We start from the raw sequence: 23621 nt of genomic DNA, 5'->3' as shown, positions 1-23621 counted from the left end.
TTATACGGAGACCATTAAACACCTTATTAAAAAACAAACCGATCAGAGCATGGGCTCGATCGGTTTGTTTTTACTGTATAAAAAGTAGCTTACACGTTAATGTCCCGCTTCTCTTTGATCTTCCCTCTCACGCTTCAGCGCTTCTTTCCAATCATCCCGCACGCTGCCCTTCCATAACGATACACCTGATCGATAAGCAGCCCTTCCATTCAGATGCCCCGCAACTGGCGCAGTAATGAAGACAAACAAAATACCGAGCAGCAGCTTGATACTGAAATGGTCTTTATAGATCCAGAAATAGAGGAACGCACCTAGCAAAATAAACAGTACACCTAATGTCGCACTTTTGGTCGCAGCATGGGATCGCAAATATACGTCGGGCAGCCTAATAAGTCCGAAGGCGCTAAGAGCACATATGATTGCACCCAGTAGCACTATGACCCCTATCGTCAGCTCAACGATCCCGCTTATCATCTCCGGTTTCAAGGACTACACCTCTTTCGATATATCTTGCAAATGCTGTCGTTCCAATAAAGGTTAATATACCAATCAATAATATGATGTCGAAATACGCCTGTGTGCCAAGAATCATCCCGATAATGGCGATCATCGCTAGGAGCAGCACGCCAATTGTGTCAAGCGCAGCTATTCGATCAGATATCGATGGGCCGATGAGCAGTCGAAACATACAGCCAAGAATTGAAAGTGACAAAATAATTAATGAAGCTACTAATAGTCCCGACATTGTTACCTCGTCACCTCCATAATAGCCCGCTCAAAAGTGCCCTTAATTTGACTTGCCAGCAATTCCGCATCTTCAATATCAATGGCATGAATATACAATGTTTCTCCATCATTCGATACATCTAGCGTTAGTGTGCCTGGCGTCAGACAGATGAGGCACGAAAGCAATGTAATTTCCCAATTTGTCGTAAGCTCCGTCTTCATTGCGAATATGCCAGGACGAATTGACAGCTTCGGTTTGATGATTTGAACAATTACAGCATAGCTGGATATAAATAATTCTTTATTAAACAATACAAACAACTTGAAGATCGGCCATATTTTTTTGATATAGGTCATCTCATCTACTCCTTTAGCACAGCGTCGATATAGATGGACGGATTAATAAGGGTATCTCCAGCAACTTGAACGAAGGAGTAGATCCACTCCGCTCCAACACCTACAAAGATGACAATAGCCAGCAGTCCAGCCGCTGGTAGAAGCAAACTAAAACTTCCCGCTCTCTGCTTCTTGTCTGTTACAAGCTGTACGCCATCTCCATTGCTACTTTGCACACTCCGCTCTTCGCCCCAGAAGGCTGCCATAAAGATACGAATCAGAGAATACAGCACGATAAAACTTGAGGCGAGCGATATCGCTACCAACACATATTGCCCTGCCTCGATACCACCTCTAACAATCATCAGTTTACCTGCAAACCCACTAAGCGGTGGAATGCCGGCAACTGCGAGTGCTGTAACAAAGAACATCCATCCAATATATGGATGACGTCTGATAAGTCCGCCCATTTCCTGCAGCTTATTCGTGCCAGCCGCAGCAATGATCATACCTCCCAATATAAACAACAACGCTTTGGCGATCATGTCATGTATAAGATAGAAAGCCGCGCCGTCAAAGCCATCTTTATTAGCAGACACTAGTCCGACGGCTATAAAACCGACACTAATGATGACATTGTAATTTAAAATACGCGGAATATCTTTATAGGCTAATGCGCCAATTGCACCAAGCACCATCGTTGCTCCTGCCATCCAGCCAAGCCAGCTATGTGTTACAGCTTGGTCGTGGTAAAAGATGAGCGTAAATGTGCGCAGCAGCGCATAAAGGCCTACTTTCGTCAGTAGTGCTCCGAAAACGGCTGTAATCGCTGTTGGCGGCGCACTATACGAGCCAGGCAACCAGAAGAATAGAAACAATCCGGCTTTTAATGCGAAAACAATCATGAACAGTATCGCTATAACATTCAGCACACCGCCTTGTCCCGCTTCCGCAACTCGTACAGATAGATCTGCCATATTTAGTGCGCCAGTCACTCCATACAAATAAGCAACAGCCGCTACGAATAAAGCCGACGATAATATATTAATTAAAATATATTTAAGCGACTCACGAAGCTGCAGCCTCGTTCCCCCTAATACGATGAGTGCATATGAGGAAATAAGCATCACTTCAAAACAAACAAATAGGTTGAAAATATCGCCGGTCAAGAACGAACCGCTTACTCCAACAAGTAAAAATTGAAATAACGGATAGTAATAATGACGTTCCCTTTCTTTGTCTATACTTCTGAAGGAATAGAAGAGACAGAACGAACCAACTATGGCTGTCGATAGAACGAGCAGCGCTGCGAGCATATCAGCAACAAACACGATGCCGTACGGTGGTACCCATCCGCTCATATACAGCGTTTGGATACCCTCGGTTTTCACTTGATATAAAATGAGTCCACTGACTGCAATATTCAGCAAGCTGCTAATTGCGCTAATCCATCTCTGAATGATAATGCGCTCTTTTAGAAAAATAAGCAGAACAGCGGTACACAAAGGGATTAGAAGCGGCATAACAAGTAAATTATTCATCTTCTTTCCCCCTTAACTCTTCCATGTCGTCTGTGCCGAGCTTTTGATAAGCCTTATAGGCCAGAACGAAGAAAAAGGATGTTACCCCAAAGCTGATAACAATGGAGGTCAATATGAGTGCCTGGGGCAATGGATCAACGTAAGAATCCGCCTTCTCCCCAAGTAGCGGAGCTGCCCCTGTCTTAAGCTGAGACATCGTAAGCAGCAGTAAATGTACGCCATGCGTTAAAAATGATGTTCCCAAAATAATGCGGAGCAAGCTCTTGGATAAGATGAGGTAAACACCCACCGTAAACAATACGCCGATCGCTAAGGACATATAGAGTTCCATCCTATTGATCCCTCCCGATCGTAAAGATTATTGTCATCGTTACACCGATGACCGTCAAGTAAACTCCAAGATCAAATAACGTTGCTGTTGCAAGCTCTAGCTCGCCTATCAATGGTATTTGGAAATAATCGAACGCATGGCTTAAGAATGGTGCATCGAATACGAATGAGCCCATACCTGTCAACAAAGCAATCAATATGCCGACTGCCGTTAACGCTCTAAAGTTAATTGGTATGATACGTTGTACCGACTTCATGCCGAACGCCATTGCCATAAGCAGAAGCGCTGACGAAGCCATCAATGCTCCAACAAAACCGCCCCCTGGATTATGGTGTCCCATATAGAACAGATACAAAGAGAAACACAATATAATAACGATAGCGATCTTCGCTACTGTTCTCAAAATAACATCGTTGCTCTTTAAGCCGTAAATCGAATCAATCAGCTCCGACTCTCGAACACCCAGAGCACCGTTCTCTTCGTCGCCCTTCAGTTTCACTCTGATCATGGCATAAATACCGAATGATGCAACGCCAAGCACGACAATCTCCAGCATCGTATCGAAGCCACGGAAGTCAACAAGAATGACGTTAACGACGTTTTTGCCACCCGCTAGCTTATAACTATTTTCCAGGAAATAATGAGAGATCGATTCGAATTTTCGGTTACTGCTTGCACTGAGCGCAATCAACGTCATGACCGTACCAACGCTTAGTGCAATGATCAAATTACCCAGCTTAAAGCGTAGAGCTACTATTTCTTTTTTTAACTTCGGCAGATGGTAGAAACAGAGCAAAAATAGTGCGACTGATACCGTCTCTACAATCATTTGTGTCAAAGCAAGATCAGGCGCGCGGAAAATAACGAAAAACAGCGTGACCATATAACCCGATACCCCAGTTAATATAATCGCCATCAGACGTGAATTTGCGAACGGCACAGCAATTGCTGATAGAACTAATGCGATAATAATTACAGCCTCATAAAATGAGGTTTTTGCAAATTCGGATGTATCAAGTTGGAATCCATCTTGTGCGAACATCGTAACGCTAATCGCAACAACTAGGAAAACAAAGATGTAGATCAAATAATGACGAATTGATCCCGTCATATATAGTCTTGTCAGCGAGTTCGAGCTGCGATCTAGCAACTTGATACCACCATCATAACTCTTATTGAGCGATACATTGTTAAACAATGGTGCATTGAGGAGCGTGACTTTACGGTGAAACAGGAACAGTACCGTACCAAGTGCAGCTACACCAATAGTCATAATCAATTCCGTCGTCCAGCCATGCCAGAGATCAATCGATACTAGGAACTGCTGACCTGGTGAAAGCAGATTTGGATGAACAGCTGCCATCGCAGGCTCAATTAACGAGTAAGACAAAATATTCGGGAATAGACCGAATACGATTGCTAATGAAGCTAGTACAACTGGTGAAAGCAACATACCAATTGGTGCTTCATGCGGTTTTTTGCCTAGCTTCTCGAATTGAGGTTTTCCACCGAACGTACGGAATACGAGCAGCATGCTGTATACGAAAGTAAATACACTTGCAATCCAGGCGATAATTGGGAACAATGACCCCCAAGTATCCATACTCAGTAGGTTCATCTCCGTAATGTTCAATACCGCTGTGAAGAACATTTCCTTACTCAGGAAGCCGTTAAATGGCGGAATACCAGCCATCGAGAACGTGCCTATAATCGCAATCGTAAATGTAATAGGCATAACAGCCATTAAGCCGCCGAGCTTCCTAATATCACGCGTTCCTGTCTCGTGATCGACAATACCAACGACCATAAACAACGCGCCTTTGAATATAGCGTGGTTGATTAGATGGAAAATAGCAGCCATTGTCGCTTTACTATAAAATTCAGCTTGATCCGTCCCTACATATAGAGAAGCCGCTGAACCTAATCCGAACAAGCTCATAATAAGACCCAGCTGGCTTATCGTAGAAAATGCGAGCATTGACTTCAGATCGAGCTGCTTCATCGCACGGAATGAGCCGTAGATGAGCGTCAACAATCCTACTCCCGATACGAGCCATAACCATAACGCTTCTCCAGCGAATATTGGACTCATACGAGCAACCAAATAGATTCCTGCCTTTACCATCGTAGCTGAGTGCAGATAAGCACTTACCGGCGTCGGTGCTTCCATCGCATCCGGCAACCAAATATGGAATGGGAATTGAGCAGATTTCGTAAAAGCACCTAACAGAACAAGCAGCATAGCAGGAATAAATAGCCCATGCTGTGCGATTGCAGCACCTTCGCTGATCATTTCTCTAATGCTGAATGTGCCTGAAATAACATAAAGCATTGCGAAACCCGCAAACATAGCTAGTCCGCCGCTTACCGTAATAACTAACGATTTGAGCGCCCCATATCTCGATTTCTCCCTGCCATTCCAGAATGCAATGAGCAAGAATGACGAAATACTTGTCAGCTCCCAGAAACCGTATAACACTATCACATTATCGGATAGTACAAGGCCAAGCATAGCACCCATAAATAACATGAGATATACATAGAAATGTTGCAGTTGTTCCTTCGCCTTATCCAGATAAAAGATGGAATACAAAATAACAAGCGAACCAATTCCAGAAATTAATAAGGAAAAGAGCAACCCTAGTCCATCTGCATAAACCTGAATGTGGATTCCAAGTGATGGTATCCACGGAATAGAGGCATACAATCCCCCTGTTTCCTGAATGGACGGAATTAAGCTAAGCATATACACAAACACGACTACCGGTGCGGGTAGAAGAAACCACCCCGTATGAATGCGAGGCATTAGCTTATGAAGCAATGGTATACAAATAGCGAATAAAAAAGGCAAAATAATGACGAGATGAAGCAAAGACACTGTGCTACCTCCTATAACATACTCCGTATTTCAACAACAGTATTTCCCAAACAAGCGAAATACAAGCGTTTGCTAGAAAAGACATTCCTAATTCCTTAATTGAATGCCCAAAAAAACGCAAAAAGAGCCCGCTGTTGGCAGGCTCCTCCATTAAAAATCAATATTTAATTCGCTCAAAATCTAGTCAATTATATCGTTCAACATTAAAATTGTCAAAAACATTTGGTACTGATTTAGAATGAAACTGATCACGAAAGGGGATACCTTCTTAACAAAGGAGTGTTAATCCATGTTGCGAAAAAAGATTGCTGTCTGCACATTCGTCTTCCTCATCATCATGAGTTCAGCGTTTCTACTTCATAATGAAGTGAAGCAGGATAGACTTTATTATTTTATGAGACCGCCTGCCAATAATGATACATTTCGTATCTATAATGATAACCTTAATGATCATTTTGATGGAACAAATAAGTTCAATTCACGCTATACACCCTATCTGCCTCGAGAATATGTGAAAATAATTTATAAGACTGCTGAACAAAAGCAGGATTCCTTTGACAAATAGGCTGTGGTCTCCTATCATGTAACACATCAAATGAATTTGTCAGTATAAAGAATATACATTTCTATTCATGTCAGGATGTGATCCTATGAAAAAACAGTTTATTGTAATTGGTCTAGGCCGATTCGGCTCAAGCTTAACACGAACACTAATTGAAAATGGACATGAGGTGCTCGCAGTAGATAAGAGTGAGCAGCTCGTACAGGAATTAGCCTCTATCGCAACTCATACCCTTCAGGCAGACTGTACCGATGAGCAGGTTCTCCGAGAGCTTGGGGCAGGCAACTTCACACATGCTATTGTTGCTATTGGTGAGGATTTACAAGCTAGCATTCTTACAACTCTTCTATTAAAAGAATTAAAGGTTCCTAAAGTTACAGCTAAAGCACGTAATGAAATGCACGGAAAAGTGCTACAGAAGATCGGAGCAGACACGGTCATTTACCCTGAGCGTGACATGGGGATACGATTAGGCAATCAGCTAAGCTCTGATAATCTTATAGATTATATTGAATTGTCCCCTGACTACAATTTAGCAGAAATACTAGCTCCACCAGCAATGAACGGACTTTCTTTGAAAAGTTTAAATATAAGAGCAAGATATGGCTGTACAATAATGGCTATTAAAACAGGTAAAGAAATCAACATTTCACCTAACGCTGATGATGTTATCCATACCGGAGATATCTTGCTTATTATAGGAAGCAATGATGAAATTCGTGATCTGGAGAACGATTATGAACGCCCTTAGTCAGCCGAAACGCAAGAAGCAACCCATCATAGAAAATATCGTCACAAAGTTAAAAAACAAAATAAGCCCCCCTCAGCTTATTACAGTCGTTTTCTTTCTTCTCATTTGGGTTGGTGCCATTCTTCTCAACATGCCATTTTCCTCAAGCAGTGGAAATTCTGTTGGTTTACTCAATGCCTTATTTACCTCGGTGTCTGCTGTTTGCGTAAACGGACTTGTCGTTGTTGATACGGGATCAGTCTATTCCACAACGGGACAAGTTATTATTATGATACTTATCCAAATTGGTGGACTTGGTTTCATGACGTTAGGTGTTATGGTTGCCATTCTGCTCGGCAAGAAGATTGGACTTAGGCAACGGCTTATTATTCAACAAACAACTCAATCCACATCAGCACAGGGATTAGTCCGGCTATCGCTTTATATGGTTCTTATCGTATTCGTACTTGAATCGATTGCAACCATTATCTTGACCATACATTGGCAAGGTGAGATGGGATTTGGAACGGCGCTCTATTACGCCTTATTCCACTCCATATCCTCATTTAATAATGCTGGATTTGCGTTATGGCCAGATGGACTAAGCCAGTTCGTCGGGGACCCCGTAGTCAACTTTACAATTATTATATTATTTGTTGTCGGTGGGCTAGGTTACATCGTTATTGTCGATATACTTCGGAAGCGATCATGGAGGAAGCTGTCTCTTCACTCCAAGGTTGTATTGCTCGCATCTGCTATTTTAGGTCTAATCGGATTTGTGTTGTTATTTCTGCTCGAAAGCTGGAATAGCGCAACTTATGGCCACCTGAGCTTATGGGAACGTATAATGGCATCCATCTTTCAAAGCTTTGCGCCGCGAAGTGCTGGCTATAACACCATTGATATCGGAAGCATGTTAGCCGTCTCCCAATTTGTTCTTATTATATTGATGTTTATCGGTGCTGCTTCAGGCGGAACCGGAGGCGGTATTAAAACCAACACGCTAGTTATATTGATATTAGCAACGATCACCACTTTCCGTGGCGGCGGACAGATCCACGCCTTTCAACGTAAAATATCGCTGGAAAGCGTTATGCGCGCACTTGCGGTAGTCATGAGCTCATTAGCTTTTGTATTAATCGTGACCTTCCTGCTTACATTAACTGAAAATGTGGCAAAAGATAATTTCTTAGCCGTGTTGTTTGAAGCCACTTCTGCATTTAGTACAACAGGTTTGTCGACGGGGCTTACAGCTGATCTAACGCCAGCAGGTAAGATTATCGTTTGCATAACGATGTTTATTGGACGACTTGGACCGCTTACTCTTGCATTTGCACTATCGCAAAATAAGAAAACGAACAAAATTGGCTACCCAGAGGATCATATTTTGGTCGGGTAATGCTTTGTAAATAACAGTAAAGAGGTACGTACAAGATCAACCTTGTATGTACCTCTTTTTTTCTCCTTGTAAATTCCTTAGAAGTTCTTGTTACGATGGCATCGCGAGTGCATTGACACTTTATTCATTCTAAGATAATGTTATTATACATTAAAGTATAATATATATATTATCAAGGGAGACAACTGTCTATGACAAACGAGCAACTAGATCAAATCACAGATATAACCATTATTGGCGGTGGTCCTGCCGGGATGTTCGCAGCCTTTTATGCGGGTATGCGTCAAGCAAGCGCCAAAATTATTGATAGCATGCCACAACTTGGCGGTCAACCCATCGCTCTTTATCCAGAAAAATATATTTACGATGTTGCCGGATTTCCTAAAGTGACAGCAGCTCAGCTTATTCATAATTTATCGGAACAGATGAGTCTATTCCCGACACAAGTTTGCTTAGAGGAAAAGGTTCAGCAAGTTATCAAAAAGGATGAGCGCCTCTTCGGAGTCATCACCGATAAAGCTACTCATTATAGTAAATCCGTCATTATTACTGGAGGTATTGGAGCTTTTGAACCTCGTCGGCTAGATCTTGCAGAGGCTAGTCGGTTTGAAAAAGCAAATCTCCATTACTTTGTTAAAGATCTAAACCATTATGCAGGAAAACGAGTTGTCATTAACGGTGGTGGCGATTCTGCGGTGGATTGGGCACTTATGCTTGAACCTATTGCCGAAGAGGTCACTCTCATTCATAGACGTGACAAGTTCCGCGCTCATGAGCATAGTGTAGAGAATCTAATGAAATCTAAAGTTAATATCGTGACACCAGCTGAAATTACTGAACTTCATGGTGAAGAACAAATTGAAAAAATCACGATTGCTTTTAATAAATCCGATGAAACAAGGGATATTCCATGTGATGCACTTATCGTAAATTTTGGTTTCATATCATCTCTTGGTCCTATATCAGAATGGGGTTTAGAGGTTCAAAATGGATCTATTATTGTTGATACTCGAATGGAGACTAACATCCCTGGCATATTTGCAGCTGGTGATATTACGGCCTACCCTGGAAAATTGAAGCTTATAGCTGTCGGTTTTGGGGAAGCCCCTACAGCAATCAATAATGCCAAAGTGTATATAGACCCTACCGCGAAGCTTTCACCAGGACACAGCAGTAATATGAAATTTTAAACTAACTTTGTTAATAAAAATAGCGAGACATCGCCGATGTCCCGCTATTTTTGTTCTTTTCTTTTTTTGATGGAATAGGTGCATCTTTGTCCGCCTTTGGCCAGACAATCCGTTCTCGAAACTTCTGCATCCCCTAGCAAAGACTTAAACAATTGTAGTTCGCATTGACAAGCATGCTGATATTTTACTGCAACCTGCTCGATCGGACAGTTATGCTCTTTGATCAAATACTCTTCTTCATTGACCTGTTCCCACTCAACCATATACCCGTTCTCATTCTGAATGTCAGCAAGCAAGGCTACTCGATCAGAGATGTCTTTTCCTTGCATACTTGCATCGTATTTTTTAAACATCTTATTTTTACGGCCTTCAAAGAGCTTTTCAACCGCATCTTCGCCAAAATGATCCTCAAGCTCACCTAACAACTCTAAAGTTAACGTGTGATACTTACGTGGAAAGAAACCTTCTGCTTGCTCGGTCAGCGTGTACACTGCTGTCGGTCTGCCCATAGACTGTCTTATCGTTTTAGAAGTAATAAGATTATCTTTTTCTAGGGATTGAATATGCCGTCTAACAGCCATAACTGTTATGCCAAGTTCATCTGTAAGATCCTTGGTACTTAAAGCTCCCTTTGTTTTAAGAAGCTGCATAATATACTCTCTCGTCGAAAGCTGCTCTTGTTCTATTACTGCCATCTATAATCACCATCCTGAACAATCATTTCTATCCGTTAAACCGTAATCGAATACTGTAATCATAACATCTTCATAGTATATTGTCTTATCAAGCGATCAAACAACGGGATTACGCGCTTTGTGTTGTAGCGATTCTTGATCTTTATTTACTCCATTGAACTTGCCTTTTGCTATCTTTCATTATGAAGAGACCATCAAACGATTGTCAATGATTATTATACTTTTTATATATTTATGTTGATTAAGTAGCTGGAGTGGAGTATATTGAATATAACAACAAACTACTTATCTATTGGAGGAATTATTATGTCACATCAATTACCTGCATTACCTTATGCCAACAACGCTCTTGAACCACACATTGATGCATTGACTATGGAAATTCATCATGATCGTCATCACAATACTTACGTAACAAACCTTAACGCTGCATTGGAATCTGCGCCCGAACTTCAATCCAAATCAGTTGAAGAACTACTAGCTAACCTTGATAGCGTTCCTGAAGCAATTCGTACTACTGTTCGCAACAATGGTGGCGGCCATGCAAACCATAGCTTATTTTGGGAAACAATCGGACCTGACGCTGGAGGCTCCCCAACTGGTCCACTTGCAGCAGCAATCGATAACAAATTCGGCAGCTTCGATAACTTTAAAGCTGAATTTGCTAAAACAGCAACTACTCGTTTTGGTAGCGGTTGGGCATTCCTAGCTGTAGCTAATGGCGAAATCGAGGTTTATAGCTTACCTAATCAAGATAGTCCGATTATAGATGGTAAAACACCTCTTCTAGGTCTTGACGTTTGGGAGCACGCTTACTACTTAAACTATCAAAACAAGCGCCCTGACTACATTGCAGCTTTCTGGAATGTTGTTAACTGGAACGAGGTTAATAACCGCTACAATGCTGCTATTAAGTAATAAAGTAGAGGTGATTACAACATGATTGAAATAAGCGACAAAGCAAAGTCTATCATCGATCAAATGATCATCGAAAATGACGATACAAACTTATTTCTAAGAGTTGGAATAGACGATGGTGGTTGCAGTGGATTATCTTACAATATCAAATTAGATGATTCATTATCGGAGTTTGATCAATTCATTCAAAATGAGAACTTTAAAGTTGTTTGGGACAATCGTACTGAAGAGTATTTAGAAGGTGTAAAAATTGATTATATGAATCAAGGAATGACTGGTGGCTTTACTATCGATAATCCAAATGCCAAAGCTACTTGTGGATGCGGAGCTAGCTTTAGAACTGCTACTTTTAAAGGTACACGTAAAAAATGTGATTAACAAAAAACCGTCAACATAAAAAGATCGCTATTCATCGAAAGTTGAATAAGCGGTCTTTTTTGCTACTTATAAAATTTGTTTCAATTCGGTTTGTATCATTTATTTCAACACAATTACTATGCTCACATTTCTGTTCTCACTCTCTTTTTAAATAATAACAACTTCAGTTTCAAGATCAATTTTAAATTTTCTCTTTACTGTTTTTTGAATATGTCTGATTAAGATTAGATAATCTGCTGAAGAAGCATGATTTACATTTACAATAAATCCTGCGTGCTTAACTGATACTTCGGCTCCCCCAACGCGATACCCTTGCAATCCACTTTCTGATATCAGCTTCCCCGCAAATTGATTAGGAGGTCGTTTAAATACGCTTCCGCAAGAAGGATACTCCAGTGGTTGTTTTGATTCTCTAGCTATTGTATTGTTTCTCATTAGCTCTTGTATATGATCTTGATCCCCATTCTCTAGTTCAAAAGTTACTTCAACAATAATATATTTCTCTTTTTGAAAAATGCTTGAGCGATAACCAAGTTGTAAATCGGACTTATTGAGTATATGAATGTCTCCAGACATCGATAGAGCTTTGACTGATTTGAGAACAAATGAAATTTCACCACCATAAGCTCCTGCATTCATTAACACAGCTCCTCCGACACTTCCCGGAATACCACATGCAAATTCTAGACCTGATAAGTGATTTTCAAGAGCAGCCCTAGAGACATCTATAATACTTGATCCACTATCAGCTATAATCTTATTGTTTGTTACATTTATTTTGTTTAGTCTGTTGAAGTTCATTACTATTCCTCGGATTCCTCTGTCTCGAATAATTATATTCGATCCATAACCGATTATCGTCAACGGAATGTTTCTCGTGAAAGCAAATCGAGCTATTTGCTGAACTTCTTCTATATTTGTAGGCATAATATAAATATCAGCAGGTCCTCCTGTTTGAATAAACGTATGCTTTGCCATTCGCTCATCAAATCGCATAAATATGTTGGGACAAATTTCTTTTATTTCATTAAATACTTGAAAGTAATTCATAGTTATCATTTACTGCTGATGGCTCAGATCAGTATCTCCTTTATATCTAATTGTATTGAATTCGTCATGATTGATGGTTTTCGATTGTACTGTATACTTTTTATACACTTAAGTATATGTATTTAAAAGCGAAATGCAAATTATTAAGTGCTATATCAACGCAATATAAAGGCAGCGCCTTTTTCGTATCTATACGTCATATGCTTGTCAGTAACCATATAAAAAAGGGTCCCCCTAAGGAGACCCTTCTTTCACTGCCACTTAACGGCCTATTCAGTCGTGTAAGGAAGCAATGCGATTTGACGTGAACGTTTAATTGCAATTGTCAAAGCGCGTTGGTACTTAGCGCTTGTTCCAGTTACACGACGTGGCAAGATTTTACCGCGCTCGCTAATAAACTTTTTCAGCAAATCTGTATCTTTATAATCAATGTTAGAGATTTTGTTAACAGTGAAGAAACAAACTTTACGACGTTTGTTACGTCCGCCTTTGCGTCCGCTGAATTTGCGTTCTGGACGCTCATCGCCGCTTTCTCTTTGCTTGAAGCTCATTGAAATCCATCCTTTCGTTCAAAAATTAAAATGGCAAGTCATCTTCAGAAATATCAATTGGGCGCCCGTCATCCTTGAAAGGATCACTGTCGTTCCTTGAATTATTCGATCGGTTGCCGCCGCTGTTCCCGCCACCGTTATTAGAAGCATTACTGCCTCCACCACTGTAGCCGCCCGCATTGCTGTTATATCCACCGCCACTATTATCCTCGCGTGGTGCTCCGCCTTCACGATTCGACTCCAAGAACCGGACATTGTCTGCAATAACTTCCGTTACATACACACGTTTTCCTTCGTTGTTCTCGTAGTTACGAACTTGAATGCGACCTTCAACTGCCGTTAAACGGCCTTTGCGCAAGTAGTTAGCACAGGTTTCAGCAAGTTGACGCCAAGTGACTACTGGTATGAAATCCGCTTCCTTCTCTCCCTGACCCGAACTAAACGGTCGGTCCACGGCTAGAGTGAATTGCGTAACTGCAACTCCAGCAGGTGTATAACGAAGCTCTGGGTCTTTCGTCAATCTGCCAATCAAAATAACACGGTTCAACATTTTTTCGGCCTCCCCTTTGAACAATCCTAAGTGGATTAAGCTACGTCTCTGACGATCAACGTACGAATAACTTCGTCCGCAATCTTCATGTTACGGTCAAGTTCATTCACAACTTCAGTAGTTGCGTTGAAATGTACTAGAACGAAGTAACCATCACGAAGTTTGTTGATCTCATACGCAAGACGACGTTTGCCGATCACGTTTGTTTTCGTAATCTCTCCACCGTTGGAGATGATACCATTAAATTTCTCAACGAGAGCTTGAACGTTTTCTTGCTCAACGTTTGGATTAATAATGTACATCACTTCATATTTGCGCATATTGTTTCACCTCCTTTTGGACTAACGGCCCCATAACTGGAGCAAGGAACGAGCTTTCACTCGCATCTCTATACTATATCAAATATGAAAGCACATGACAAGTGCCTACCCCTTTCCAGTAACCTATGTGACTAACTCTGAACTACGTTATTTTCCGGCTTTTCATATTGACCTTTATCAAAAACCCCACCCGTAATCTGCTATTCATGTTGCCGCGTTCTGATGCCCATACTAAACCTTGGATGAATGCCATTTGGACAATCGTCCAATCTACAATTTAAACGGAGGTGCGAGATATGGGTGAGTTCACATTATTCTCTCCTGGCGACAAAGCGCCGAATAACGGCACGTACATTGAGGATGGCGTCAATTCCTTTCATATGGGAATCCAAAATCCGAAGAAGGTCCATTTAGAAAAAGGGCAGCACTTCCCCGAAACATCAAATCACGAGCGCAAGTGGAAGAAGATGCCCAAATAATTTTTTGACGAACATGTATAAGAAGACATCATTAAGGCTATTCTAAATTTGACGGTGGAAGAGAGGTGTGGTTCCATTGGACCATTTGGTGCAAGGATCTTAAGTACTTCATTTCTAACACTCAGTATAGAATCGAGGGGTTGTGCTAAAGACACTTGTCTGCAACACACATTCGAGCATATATTCTAGAGAACGTGCAAACGTATCTTAAATATTTGTGCTCATTAGGTTTTCATGACGCTTATGGCCGATAATTTCCGTATGAGGAATGTTCATCTCCACCTTTTCACAATGCTTGTAGTGCGAATGATACTTTAATCCATCAACATCACCGTCAAGAAGGAGGACTCGCGAGAGTCCTCCTTTCTTCATTCTCACCTTAATCAAATTTATCTATTTACACTCATCTAGCTAGCAGGAACACGGTTCAAAATGATTTTCATAACAATATCAATAAGATCAATATCTCGAGTGTTTTTTCGCTCTTCCTTAGCTCCTGCATCAGGCACAACAATATATCCCCACTTCTCGCCATCAAGCGAAGCAGGGATCATCCCATTTGATGCATATCCAATCCCTGCATATTTAAATTCCGTTATTTCATTTCCTTCCGTATCCAATAGACCAAACTGCCCGTTTTTGCTTGCTCGAATCGTCCCCTCAGAAATGTGAAATTGATAAACCTCCCCATAGTATTGCTGACTGTCATAAATAAAATCTGTCACAGCTTGACCCTTTGTATCAATTAATCCCCACAACCCATCCTTCTGCGCCCATGCTATCCCATCGGAAAAGCGAGAGACTGCCTCGTATTGCGGCTTGATTACGAATGCACCTTTTGTATTAATAAATCCCCACTGGCTATTTACAATGACAGCTGCTAATCCATCTGAGAAGCTATATGCTTGCTCGTACTTCGGCTCGATGGCCACTTTCCCGCTTTTGTCAATAAAACCACAACCTTTATTCAAATTCTCAACAACACAATAACCAAGCATACCTCCTTGGAAATGAGAAAGAGTAATCATTGGATCGTCATCGAACTGGTTAAGATTAGCGATTACTTCACCGTTCAAATTAATGAGTGATCGCTTCCACTCCACACCCACTACAGCAATTCCTTCGCTAAATCGATATTGCTCCCAATTATCGTCATCAGCTAGCTGTCCTTTCAAATTATAGGAAGGGTTTTCATACGTTGGTGGAATAATTACATCACCATTTAAATTTACAATACCCCATTTATTCAGCTTATTAACTGTCCAAAAGTAAACTTCCTCTGTCTTTGGAGCATCTCCCATATTATAGTTCTCATATAATTCTTGTTCAGTAGTAAACAAATTTGTTGCTTGTGCGCCAGCAAACTTTTTAATAATTTCACCCTTTAGATTAATAATGGCTGATTGGTACTCTTCGAGTTCAACAACCGCATGTCCATTCACGAAGGGAGAAGCATTTTCATATTGCAACTCAATAACAATGTTACCTTTTGTATCTATATACCCCCACTTGTAATCTTTATAAACAGCAGCGATTCCATCATTAAAACTAAACCTATTTTCATATATCGGCTTAACGATTTCATTTCCTTTTCGGTCAAGAATCCCCCAAAGATAATCAGTTTCTACGATAATTGTATCCTCAGATACATGTAATGATCTACTATCTTGTTCGAGCGAAACAATCACCTTGCCTGTCTTATCTATTAACCCCCATTTCCCACTCTTATCGGTAATTTCAGCAAAATCTCCATCAAATGAAAATGCATATTTAAAAATCGGCTCAATAACAAACTCATTCTGCTCGGCAGCATTACTAGTCGTGGCCATACCTATCAACAAAACTATGCATGCTGCAATACTCAATTTCCATTTCACTCTCATCAAACCCCTTGTCCGTATTTATTGAGTTGAAACGGGTATAGTGATGAATCCCCACTTCTCACCGTCGAGTGAGGCGGCAGCCAGACCTTCTATAGGCATTTCAAGTTTTTTATATATAAACTCTGTTAACTCTTTGCCGGATTGATCAATGAATCCGTACTTTTCATTTTTACTTGCAATAATGAGATCGCTCTTGGTCACCCGAGAAGTAGGATACATTGACGAGAAGTGGAGACCGTACTTTAGATCAATAATTACTTTCCCCGACTGATCGATTACACCCCATTTATTGTCTATAGAAACCCATGCCCGCCCGTCTTTAAACTCATCCACCGCATCATATTTTGCTTTTATAACCGCTGCACCTTTTTTATTAATAAACCCATATTTATCATTCACCATTACTGCAGCTAACCCATTAGCGAAATCGATTACCTCTTTATATTTCGGTTTTACGATTTCCTCACCCTTTCTATTAACGAATCCCCACTTTTCATTTAGTTTGACTGCTGCCAACCCTTCAGAAAAATCAACTACATCATCATACTTGGGCGCTACAATTTCTTTACCTTTTTTATCTAAATACCCACATTTCATATCATTAGGTTGTCCTGTGCAAAAAGCTACTCGCCCTTCAACAAATCTTGATATCCAATTGTCTCTTCTAATCTGGTAGGCCGATAATTCAGTTAAAATATTGCCTTTACGATCGATAAACGCCCAAGTGAAAGGGCCATACCGCTCCCGTAGTTCTACAACAGCAATACCTTCACTAAAGCCATCATTTTCACTTTCTAAATCCGATGGCATTGTACCGGGAGAACTATAGGTTGGAGGTATAATTTCATTTCCTACTTTATCAAGAAAACCCCATCTATTGTTATGATCAACTGACCACAAGAAATTTTCATTTGGTTCCTCTACATCCTTATCCATTTGTCGAGAAGCAATATCAAACGATGCATCATCTATTATTGTATAATCATATTTGTGAATCAGATTTCCTTCGTGATTAACAATACCTGACTTATATTCTGCAATATTCACAATTGCCCTGCCATGTGCAAATTTTCCTGCATCATAATAGGCAGGTTTAATTTTCATTGTTCCAGCCTTATCAATATAACCCCATTTATGTCCTACTTTCACCGCAGCCTTGCCCTCGCTAAATGATCGGCCTTGATCATAGATCAGCTTAATGGCTTCTTTACCCGACTGATTAATGTATCCCCATTTACCATCCTTGGACACCAAGACCATTCCTTCTTCAAAAGTAGGAATCGTTATCTCATATTGGGGTTTTATTAATTCACGACCTGATTTATCAATTAACCCCCATTTCATATCATCATTCGCAACTAGAGCTACGCCATTATTAAATGGCTCAACATGAGCATATTTAGGTTTAATAACAAAACTATCTTTAGGTGCTGCATGCACATCCGGTCCAATACTAATTAATAGAGCGATGCATAGGAGAGCGCTCCATCTCCACTTCCACTTACTTCCCCATTTCAAACTATTCAACATCCTCTCTGTGAACGAGGCGCCGTATGCAGCACTCGTAATTTATATAATTTTTTACATAAATTACATTTATATATTCCACTTTGAGTGCTGATTACCTGCATCAATATGTGCAAAAAAAGAAAAAACGATCTCAAGTGAGACCGCTTCTAAAGGAAGTATTCGATTACTTTAAGTCCTACCAAAGGCACTGGGCTTCATTTCACAGATACTGTGTTCATTTTGCAGGGCTCTCCCACATGAGATCGCCTTTATAATGTATCCATGGAAATCAGACTTAATTGGAATTAAGTTTTGGATCTTCTCCATACTGATTTGTCCCTTTATCACCTTCAATGATCATAAACACTATCAATATAATTCCACCTACAAGTGGTACAAATGAGATAAAGAACCACCATCCACTACGGTTTGTGTCATGTAGCCTCCGCACAATTACTGCTAAGGACGGGACAAGCACTGCGAGCAAATAGATGGCATAGACAAACAGTAGCGTTTCGCTTATAAACGTAAGTGAATATAACAAAAGACCGATAATTGCATTAAACAAGACGAACATCCAATATTCCTTGCGCCTCGCTCTACCTGTAAACGTTGCGTATTGCTTAAGTACCTCCGTATACCACGACAATGAAATCCCTCCTATATAATGAGAAATAAAACCATTGACCATTATATAGAAGGATGCTTTAATTATTCGTTAATTTTTTAAAATTTCCATAATATATTGTTTAAACCTCTATTGGACTAATGGATATTTCCTTCATTATATTCGCCACATTAATTTCTATGTCTGATAAATCAGTTCGTATCGTTATCTCAGGGCTCTCTGGTTGTTCATACACATCTGATATCCCGGTAAAGGAAGGTATCTCACCAGCGACAGCAAGCTTATACAAGCCTTTCACATCACGGCGTATACATTCTTCTAACGGACATTGTACAAATACTTCTACATACTGCTTAAGATTAGCTCTTGCATATTCGCGCATCTCTGTATAAGGCGCTATCATTGCAACAATTGTTGTTACCCCATTTCGGTTTAACAATTGGCATAGATAGACCGCCCTTCGAATGTTCTCCATGCGGTCTTCCCTACTAAATCCAAGATCCTTGCCGATTGCTCGTCGCAACTCATCACCATCCAAGCATTCCACGGTTTGACCGTTAGCCCGCAACGCAGCTGTTAGTGCCAATGCCGTTGTCGTTTTCCCTGAACTCGGTAAGCCTGTTAACCATATCGTCTGTCCTTGTTGCAACAATGATCACCGATCCCTTCTACGTTACCGTGTAACTGCAATTCGTTCGAGCAGATGGTCCCCGTACACATTTTCAAGCTTGAGCTCTGGCATGTGAATGTAGCCGATGTAACAATCACAACAATTCATGCGGCATGGGCGACGCTTGGACAAAGCGTCCAATCCATCCCGATATAGATTTCCAATGACTTGTCGATCCTTATAACAGCGTTTAACCCGTCCATCTCCCTGAACGTAAAAGACGTTATATCCTGCATCACATGATTTCCCTCTGCTATCATAGTCCACTGCATTAATATGAAAGTGAGGGTCAATACTTTGCAGCAATGCAATGTCAGCTGCGGAATAATAATTGGCCCTGTCTTTGTACGCATTCACCCACATATAAACATCTTTAGGAAGAGCTTCGCGCAGTGATAATAAAGGCTCGAATGCACGAATCAAACCTACAGATCCTACACTAAACGCTATACCCTGCTCATATAACTTATTGCATTGTTGCAGAAATTTTTCCTCTGATACTTGCCCAGGATGATAAGTGACCCAGAAAGCAGCTTTATCCCTATTCAACTCCGATGTCCAATCTAATCTTCCAGATAGATTTGTCTGAATCGCTACTTTTTTTACATGCTTCATATGCGATAACTCCGTCATTGCCGTACGGTACCACCGATGCGTAAGCCCCTCACCATAGGGATTGAAGAATACGGATAATGAATGTTCCCCGATTTCCCCTTGTTCCCTTACCCACTCTACAAAGGCTTCTATTTGGGCACGATCCTTAGCTAACGTCTCTGCACTATCTCTATTTTTGCTAAAGGGACAATACGGACAATCATAATTGCAAGAGGTTAGACTCCCGCGGAAATAGATCTTCGCCTTCATGCCAGTACGAAACTTTCCATTAGACTTCGCACTTCGGGTGAAATAAACCAATCTCCTATCGAATCTGAGTAAGCTAGCCCTTCTGCTGTGAGCCTCAATACACCAGACTCCATTACTGCCAGGTCAGTTAGTAGCAGCTTGTTCAAATCAGGCTGATCATCTAGTGGGCTTGTACCGAAACGTTCCACATATGAACTGAGCTGGAGCCCCTCAGCATGCAAGATTGCCTTCAAAATAAATCGCCGCTGTCGCTCATCCTTGTTTAAAATAAATCCGTAATCTGTTGTTGTGTGATCAGATGCAGCAACATAATCCGCAATAATACTTTCAGTAGCACTTCGACTTACTCCATAACGTGTTGCATAATGTACATCTCCTGTATAAGAACGAGCACCGCAACCAAGCCCAAGCATCCCTTCCTCCTGGCAGCTATAAGGAAGCAACTTCTTGGCTAAACTCACCTCTGGTCTTGCGAACCTTCTCATGGAAGACTGAACATAACCATGAGCAATAAGACGATCTCGCGCTGCAATATACAATTCCAACCGATTATCGATGCCGATTTCTCTCATATGTTCCGGCTTTACAATTGTGTGATCTCGTGTATAAAGCGGATATAAAAATATTTCCTCTGGATGGTACGATAAGGCACGATCCAATGAATATAACCAAGATTTAATTGTCTGACCAGGCAGGCCATAGATTAAATCCAAATTGAGAATAGGGAATTCATGAAGCTTTAATTGCTCAAGTGCCCGCTCCACTTCAAGCGGTTTCTGAGGACGATAGATCGCATTTGCTTCCGCCTCTACAAAGCTTTGAATACCCATACTGACGCGGTCCACGCCCCTATCTTTCAACACGAGCATACGCTCTGTTGTTACGGTCTCTGGGGAAGTTTCAACAGATATGGAGGCTTGACCGGGTACCATTCCCATCGTCTCTTCCGCAATGCGAAATAAACGATCTAATTGACCCGCTTGAAGCAGTGTTGGCGTTCCTCCACCAATGGCAAATCTAGCTATAGGCTTCCCGCTTACGAATGGAGCCCATTGCTTCGCTTGCCGTTCCAATGCATCAACATATTGCTCATGTACATGTGATCGTTTATCCGGAAGTGTAAATAGGTTGCAAAAGCCGCAACGTGCACTGCAAAATGGTATGTGCATATATAGAAAAAACGTATCCACCGTTTCTTTACTCCACAAATCAGCTAGCGGCAGACTGTTTTCTAATGTTCGATAGGACATTTTGTGAGGATAAGAATATAAATAGGAGCGATATGGCTCCGAAATTAACGCTTCCTTCCACTTGCGAAGTGCTGCCTCATCTTCAATCCTGCTAACGGAATAGGAGGAATTTACACTATTCATCTGCCTACTCATCCTTTCCGTAATTTCTTCTATACGCTTTATAATATAAAATGCCGATAAGGCACATTCCAAACAACCTCATGTGCTAGTCGATGACCTTCATAACCATCCTCGCCATATGCGGTACCATGATCTGAAAATACCATACAGAATACATGGCGCTCCCGCTCCCTCATAGTCTGAAACAACCTTCCTAGCTCACCATCGACATATCGCAGTGCAGCCCGTTGTGTTTCTATGGAATCCCTTTTGGCGCCTGGCACGAAGTAATGGTTGGGTCCATGAATAGCGGATACATTCATAAATAAAAATAATCGCTCGCCGGCTTCTGCCCCGTCCAGCAGCTTAATGGCATGGTTTACTTGATGCTCGGTTGAACGCGGGTTTGTCACGCCAAAGGTCATTCTCCAATAACTTTCTTGAAAGTAGCCGGGAAGCACCTTCGCTAAAGGAACCTTTTTGCTAAAAAAAATAACACCGCCAATACAAATCGTTCGATAACCTTCCTGTTTCAGTCCAGATACCATATCAGGAGTGTCAAATAACCACGTGTTTGGGTGTGTTCTCAGACCCGTATTCTTAGAGTGAAATAGGCGGACATGCTCCGATTTATTCGTTGTCGCCGGTGTTGGCAGAAACCCGCCGAAAAAAGCATGGTGAGCCGCATACGTGAAACTGCCTGGTGAATGCCGTTTCTCCCAAGATCCGCTGCCGCACAAATTTGGACAATTTCCCTCTTCCAGAAGGGCTACATCATACCGTAAAGTGTCTAATGTAATCATAAGAATATCATGACTTCCGACAATTTGATTCATATCAATCATTGTATATTCTCCTTCTTGCCGCTAGCTCCCTGTTCCGCAATAAGTTGCATCATTTCCCACTCATACGTGCTGCAGCCCTGATGGTTAACTTCATAAAGCAAATCGCCAAAAGGGTTCACATCCAGCACATATGGATGCCCCGCTCCCGCACTGATAGCAATGTCTATTCCAGCTATATTAGAATGGGGGAATACTTGCAAAACTTGCTCTGCACAGTACCTTATATCTGCTTGTGTGGAATCAGAAAGCCCCACATCCTCCAAACTCATTCTTTTACTTTGCAAATGAAGATTAGTAATCGGCGTCGAGCTTACTCTCGCGATACTATGACATGCTTCTCCATTAACAACTAATTGCCTTACATCAAACGCCCGATCTCGAAAAGTAGTCTTCGCCACCCACTGCTCCGCATGTGCGCCATGACGAAGTACCCAATTCACGATTTGACGAATGGTTGTTTTGTCCGAATACCTCTGAAGACGCTTCACATTATAGTACATTGGCGGTCTTGCCATATAATTTTCAACACCAATAGTCGTAATAGCCAGTTCTGCCCCCGTTCGAGGATTAATCTGATAGGCCATTACTCCACATGCTCCTGAACCTGAGGCCAGTTTAAGGAATATACGCGGCATTTTACGCGACTCCATATGCTCACGCAGCATCTCATAATCAGTAATGATCTCAGGTTCCCCGAGGCGCCTCGGTACTGGTATACCTGCTTTTGATAACACATCATGTGTTGAGCGCTTATCGAACATAACGGCAATATCCTCAGGTGCATTGATCCAATGTGGTTCGCGCCATAAACTTTTTGCTTCACGCGTCAACTGCGCCAATAGTCGTCGATACCCTCGAAACCACTGTGAAGGATGATAGAGCTGCCCTTCTTGCTCCTTCATAGCGAATGCATTCTTCATCGATATGGGCTGCCGGTGCTCATCATTGTATTCTGGCAACCCATCATCCTTACAGTGGGGCGCATCAGGTGCACCAAGAGCAATTAGTGCACGTTCTACCTCAAAGTGCTCGCCTGGCGCATCTAGACGAAGGATTGGCGGATTGTCCATCCTAGATCTATGCGCTTCAACAAATGAGGTTAATGAGATGTTACCCTGTAATACATCGATGTAATTGAGCTCCAATGCCGGTGGCAGCCCAAGCTTCAGTCTTGCAGACTGAAGCCCCGTTGTTCTGCGATTACCCGCATTGCCAATTAAGATCATCTCGTTCATT

At 41.5% G+C, this 23621-nt stretch carries 25 protein-coding genes and 1 pseudogene; 7 read left to right on the top strand and 19 right to left on the bottom strand.

The window, feature by feature from the left end; all coding sequences use genetic code 11:
- Positions 1-96: 96 nt before the first annotated feature.
- From mnhG to MFF31_RS08055, 6 genes and pseudogenes are all read right to left on the bottom strand, one after another.
- Positions 97-474 (bottom strand): monovalent cation/H(+) antiporter subunit G, encoded by a 378-nt coding sequence (mnhG, locus tag MFF31_RS08080; protein ID WP_238188525.1) that lies wholly within the window; start codon positions 472-474, stop codon positions 97-99.
- On the bottom strand, positions 455-745 hold the full coding sequence (locus MFF31_RS08075; protein ID WP_238187525.1) for a Na(+)/H(+) antiporter subunit F1: 291 nt from the start codon (positions 743-745) through the stop codon (positions 455-457). The genes mnhG and MFF31_RS08075 overlap by 20 nt, the downstream gene beginning before the upstream one ends.
- Positions 746-747: 2 nt before the next feature.
- A pseudogene (locus MFF31_RS08070) lies at positions 748-1077 on the bottom strand (Na+/H+ antiporter subunit E); the annotation flags it as partial.
- A gap of 11 nt (positions 1078-1088) precedes the next feature.
- Positions 1089-2603 carry a Na+/H+ antiporter subunit D gene (locus MFF31_RS08065; protein WP_238187524.1) on the bottom strand — a complete coding sequence of 505 codons (1515 nt, stop codon included), beginning with the start codon at positions 2601-2603 and terminating at the stop codon, positions 1089-1091.
- Positions 2596-2934: a Na(+)/H(+) antiporter subunit C gene (locus MFF31_RS08060; protein ID WP_238187523.1), complete on the bottom strand. Its 339-nt coding sequence runs from the start codon at positions 2932-2934 to the stop codon at positions 2596-2598. Before MFF31_RS08060 ends, MFF31_RS08065 begins: the two co-directional genes overlap by 8 nt.
- A 1-nt stretch (position 2935) precedes the next feature.
- On the bottom strand, positions 2936-5812 hold the full coding sequence (locus MFF31_RS08055) for a Na+/H+ antiporter subunit A (protein WP_238187522.1): 2877 nt from the start codon (positions 5810-5812) through the stop codon (positions 2936-2938).
- A 289-nt stretch (positions 5813-6101) separates the two neighbouring features.
- Here MFF31_RS08055 and MFF31_RS08050 point away from each other — a divergent pair, with 289 nt between their 5' ends.
- The 4 genes from MFF31_RS08050 (at position 6102) to MFF31_RS08035 (ending at position 9693) form a co-directional block, all read left to right on the top strand.
- Entirely contained in the window at positions 6102-6377 is a 276-nt protein-coding gene (locus MFF31_RS08050; RefSeq protein WP_238187521.1) for a hypothetical protein, read from the top strand.
- An 85-nt stretch (positions 6378-6462) separates the two neighbouring features.
- Positions 6463-7125: a potassium channel family protein gene (locus MFF31_RS08045; protein ID WP_238187520.1), complete on the top strand. Its 663-nt coding sequence runs from the start codon at positions 6463-6465 to the stop codon at positions 7123-7125.
- Positions 7082-8503, top strand: coding sequence for a TrkH family potassium uptake protein (locus tag MFF31_RS08040; protein ID WP_309296662.1), 1422 nt, complete (start codon positions 7082-7084; stop codon positions 8501-8503). The genes MFF31_RS08045 and MFF31_RS08040 overlap by 44 nt, the downstream gene beginning before the upstream one ends.
- 191 nt (positions 8504-8694) lie before the next feature.
- On the top strand, positions 8695-9693 hold the full coding sequence (locus MFF31_RS08035; protein ID WP_238187518.1) for an NAD(P)/FAD-dependent oxidoreductase: 999 nt from the start codon (positions 8695-8697) through the stop codon (positions 9691-9693).
- A 44-nt stretch (positions 9694-9737) separates the two neighbouring features.
- On the opposite strand, the gene MFF31_RS08030 is transcribed toward MFF31_RS08035, so the two are convergent.
- Complete coding sequence (locus MFF31_RS08030; RefSeq protein WP_238187517.1) at positions 9738-10388, bottom strand: helix-turn-helix transcriptional regulator; 651 nt, start codon at positions 10386-10388, stop codon at positions 9738-9740.
- Positions 10389-10694: 306 nt separating this feature from the next.
- Here MFF31_RS08030 and MFF31_RS08025 point away from each other — a divergent pair, with 306 nt between their 5' ends.
- Together MFF31_RS08025 and MFF31_RS08020 are read left to right on the top strand one after the other, a co-directional pair.
- Positions 10695-11306: a superoxide dismutase gene (locus tag MFF31_RS08025; RefSeq protein WP_238187516.1), complete on the top strand. Its 612-nt coding sequence runs from the start codon at positions 10695-10697 to the stop codon at positions 11304-11306.
- 21 nt (positions 11307-11327) lie between these two features.
- Positions 11328-11684: a HesB/IscA family protein gene (locus MFF31_RS08020; RefSeq protein ID WP_238187515.1), complete on the top strand. Its 357-nt coding sequence runs from the start codon at positions 11328-11330 to the stop codon at positions 11682-11684.
- Positions 11685-11831: 147 nt separating this feature from the next.
- On the opposite strand, the gene murB is transcribed toward MFF31_RS08020, so the two are convergent.
- From murB to rpsF, 4 genes are all read right to left on the bottom strand, one after another.
- Positions 11832-12734 carry a UDP-N-acetylmuramate dehydrogenase gene (gene murB, locus MFF31_RS08015; RefSeq protein ID WP_238187514.1) on the bottom strand — a complete coding sequence of 301 codons (903 nt, stop codon included), beginning with the start codon at positions 12732-12734 and terminating at the stop codon, positions 11832-11834.
- A gap of 269 nt (positions 12735-13003) precedes the next feature.
- Entirely contained in the window at positions 13004-13285 is a 282-nt protein-coding gene (gene rpsR, locus MFF31_RS08010) for a 30S ribosomal protein S18 (RefSeq protein WP_238187513.1), read from the bottom strand.
- 25 nt (positions 13286-13310) lie between these two features.
- Entirely contained in the window at positions 13311-13835 is a 525-nt protein-coding gene (gene ssb / locus MFF31_RS08005) for a single-stranded DNA-binding protein (protein ID WP_238187512.1), read from the bottom strand.
- A gap of 35 nt (positions 13836-13870) precedes the next feature.
- A complete protein-coding gene (gene rpsF / locus MFF31_RS08000) occupies positions 13871-14155 on the bottom strand; it encodes a 30S ribosomal protein S6 (protein ID WP_238187511.1) in 285 nt (94 codons plus the stop codon).
- A gap of 296 nt (positions 14156-14451) precedes the next feature.
- Here rpsF and MFF31_RS07995 point away from each other — a divergent pair, with 296 nt between their 5' ends.
- A complete protein-coding gene (locus MFF31_RS07995) occupies positions 14452-14634 on the top strand; it encodes a YjzC family protein (RefSeq protein ID WP_238187510.1) in 183 nt (60 codons plus the stop codon).
- 407 nt (positions 14635-15041) lie between these two features.
- Here the strand turns inward: MFF31_RS07995 and MFF31_RS07990 are convergent, their stop codons facing one another.
- The 8 genes from MFF31_RS07990 to MFF31_RS07955 form a co-directional block, all read right to left on the bottom strand.
- Positions 15042-16511, bottom strand: coding sequence for a WG repeat-containing protein (locus tag MFF31_RS07990; RefSeq protein WP_238187509.1), 1470 nt, complete (start codon positions 16509-16511; stop codon positions 15042-15044).
- Between the two features lie 24 nt (positions 16512-16535).
- A complete protein-coding gene (locus tag MFF31_RS07985) occupies positions 16536-17957 on the bottom strand; it encodes a WG repeat-containing protein (RefSeq protein ID WP_238187508.1) in 1422 nt (473 codons plus the stop codon).
- 364 nt (positions 17958-18321) lie between these two features.
- Entirely contained in the window at positions 18322-18675 is a 354-nt protein-coding gene (locus MFF31_RS07980; protein WP_238187507.1) for a DUF805 domain-containing protein, read from the bottom strand.
- A 100-nt stretch (positions 18676-18775) separates the two neighbouring features.
- Entirely contained in the window at positions 18776-19306 is a 531-nt protein-coding gene (gene cysC / locus MFF31_RS07975) for an adenylyl-sulfate kinase (RefSeq protein WP_238187506.1), read from the bottom strand.
- Between the two features lie 21 nt (positions 19307-19327).
- Positions 19328-20188, bottom strand: coding sequence for an STM4011 family radical SAM protein (locus MFF31_RS07970; RefSeq protein ID WP_238187505.1), 861 nt, complete (start codon positions 20186-20188; stop codon positions 19328-19330).
- On the bottom strand, positions 20185-21561 hold the full coding sequence (locus tag MFF31_RS07965; RefSeq protein WP_238187504.1) for an STM4012 family radical SAM protein: 1377 nt from the start codon (positions 21559-21561) through the stop codon (positions 20185-20187). The genes MFF31_RS07970 and MFF31_RS07965 overlap by 4 nt, the downstream gene beginning before the upstream one ends.
- Positions 21562-21599: 38 nt before the next feature.
- Positions 21600-22385, bottom strand: a complete 786-nt coding sequence (locus MFF31_RS07960; RefSeq protein ID WP_238187503.1) for an STM4013/SEN3800 family hydrolase — start codon at positions 22383-22385, stop codon at positions 21600-21602.
- Entirely contained in the window at positions 22382-23620 is a 1239-nt protein-coding gene (locus MFF31_RS07955) for an STM4014 family protein (protein ID WP_238187502.1), read from the bottom strand. The genes MFF31_RS07960 and MFF31_RS07955 overlap by 4 nt, the downstream gene beginning before the upstream one ends.
- Position 23621 lies beyond the last annotated feature (1 nt).

Source organism: Paenibacillus sp. L3-i20 (genome assembly GCF_022180385.2).
Taxonomy (GTDB): domain Bacteria; phylum Bacillota; class Bacilli; order Paenibacillales; family Paenibacillaceae; genus Pristimantibacillus.
The sequence above is the reverse complement of the archived record's forward strand: the minus strand, read 5'-3'. Positions and strand labels throughout refer to the sequence as shown.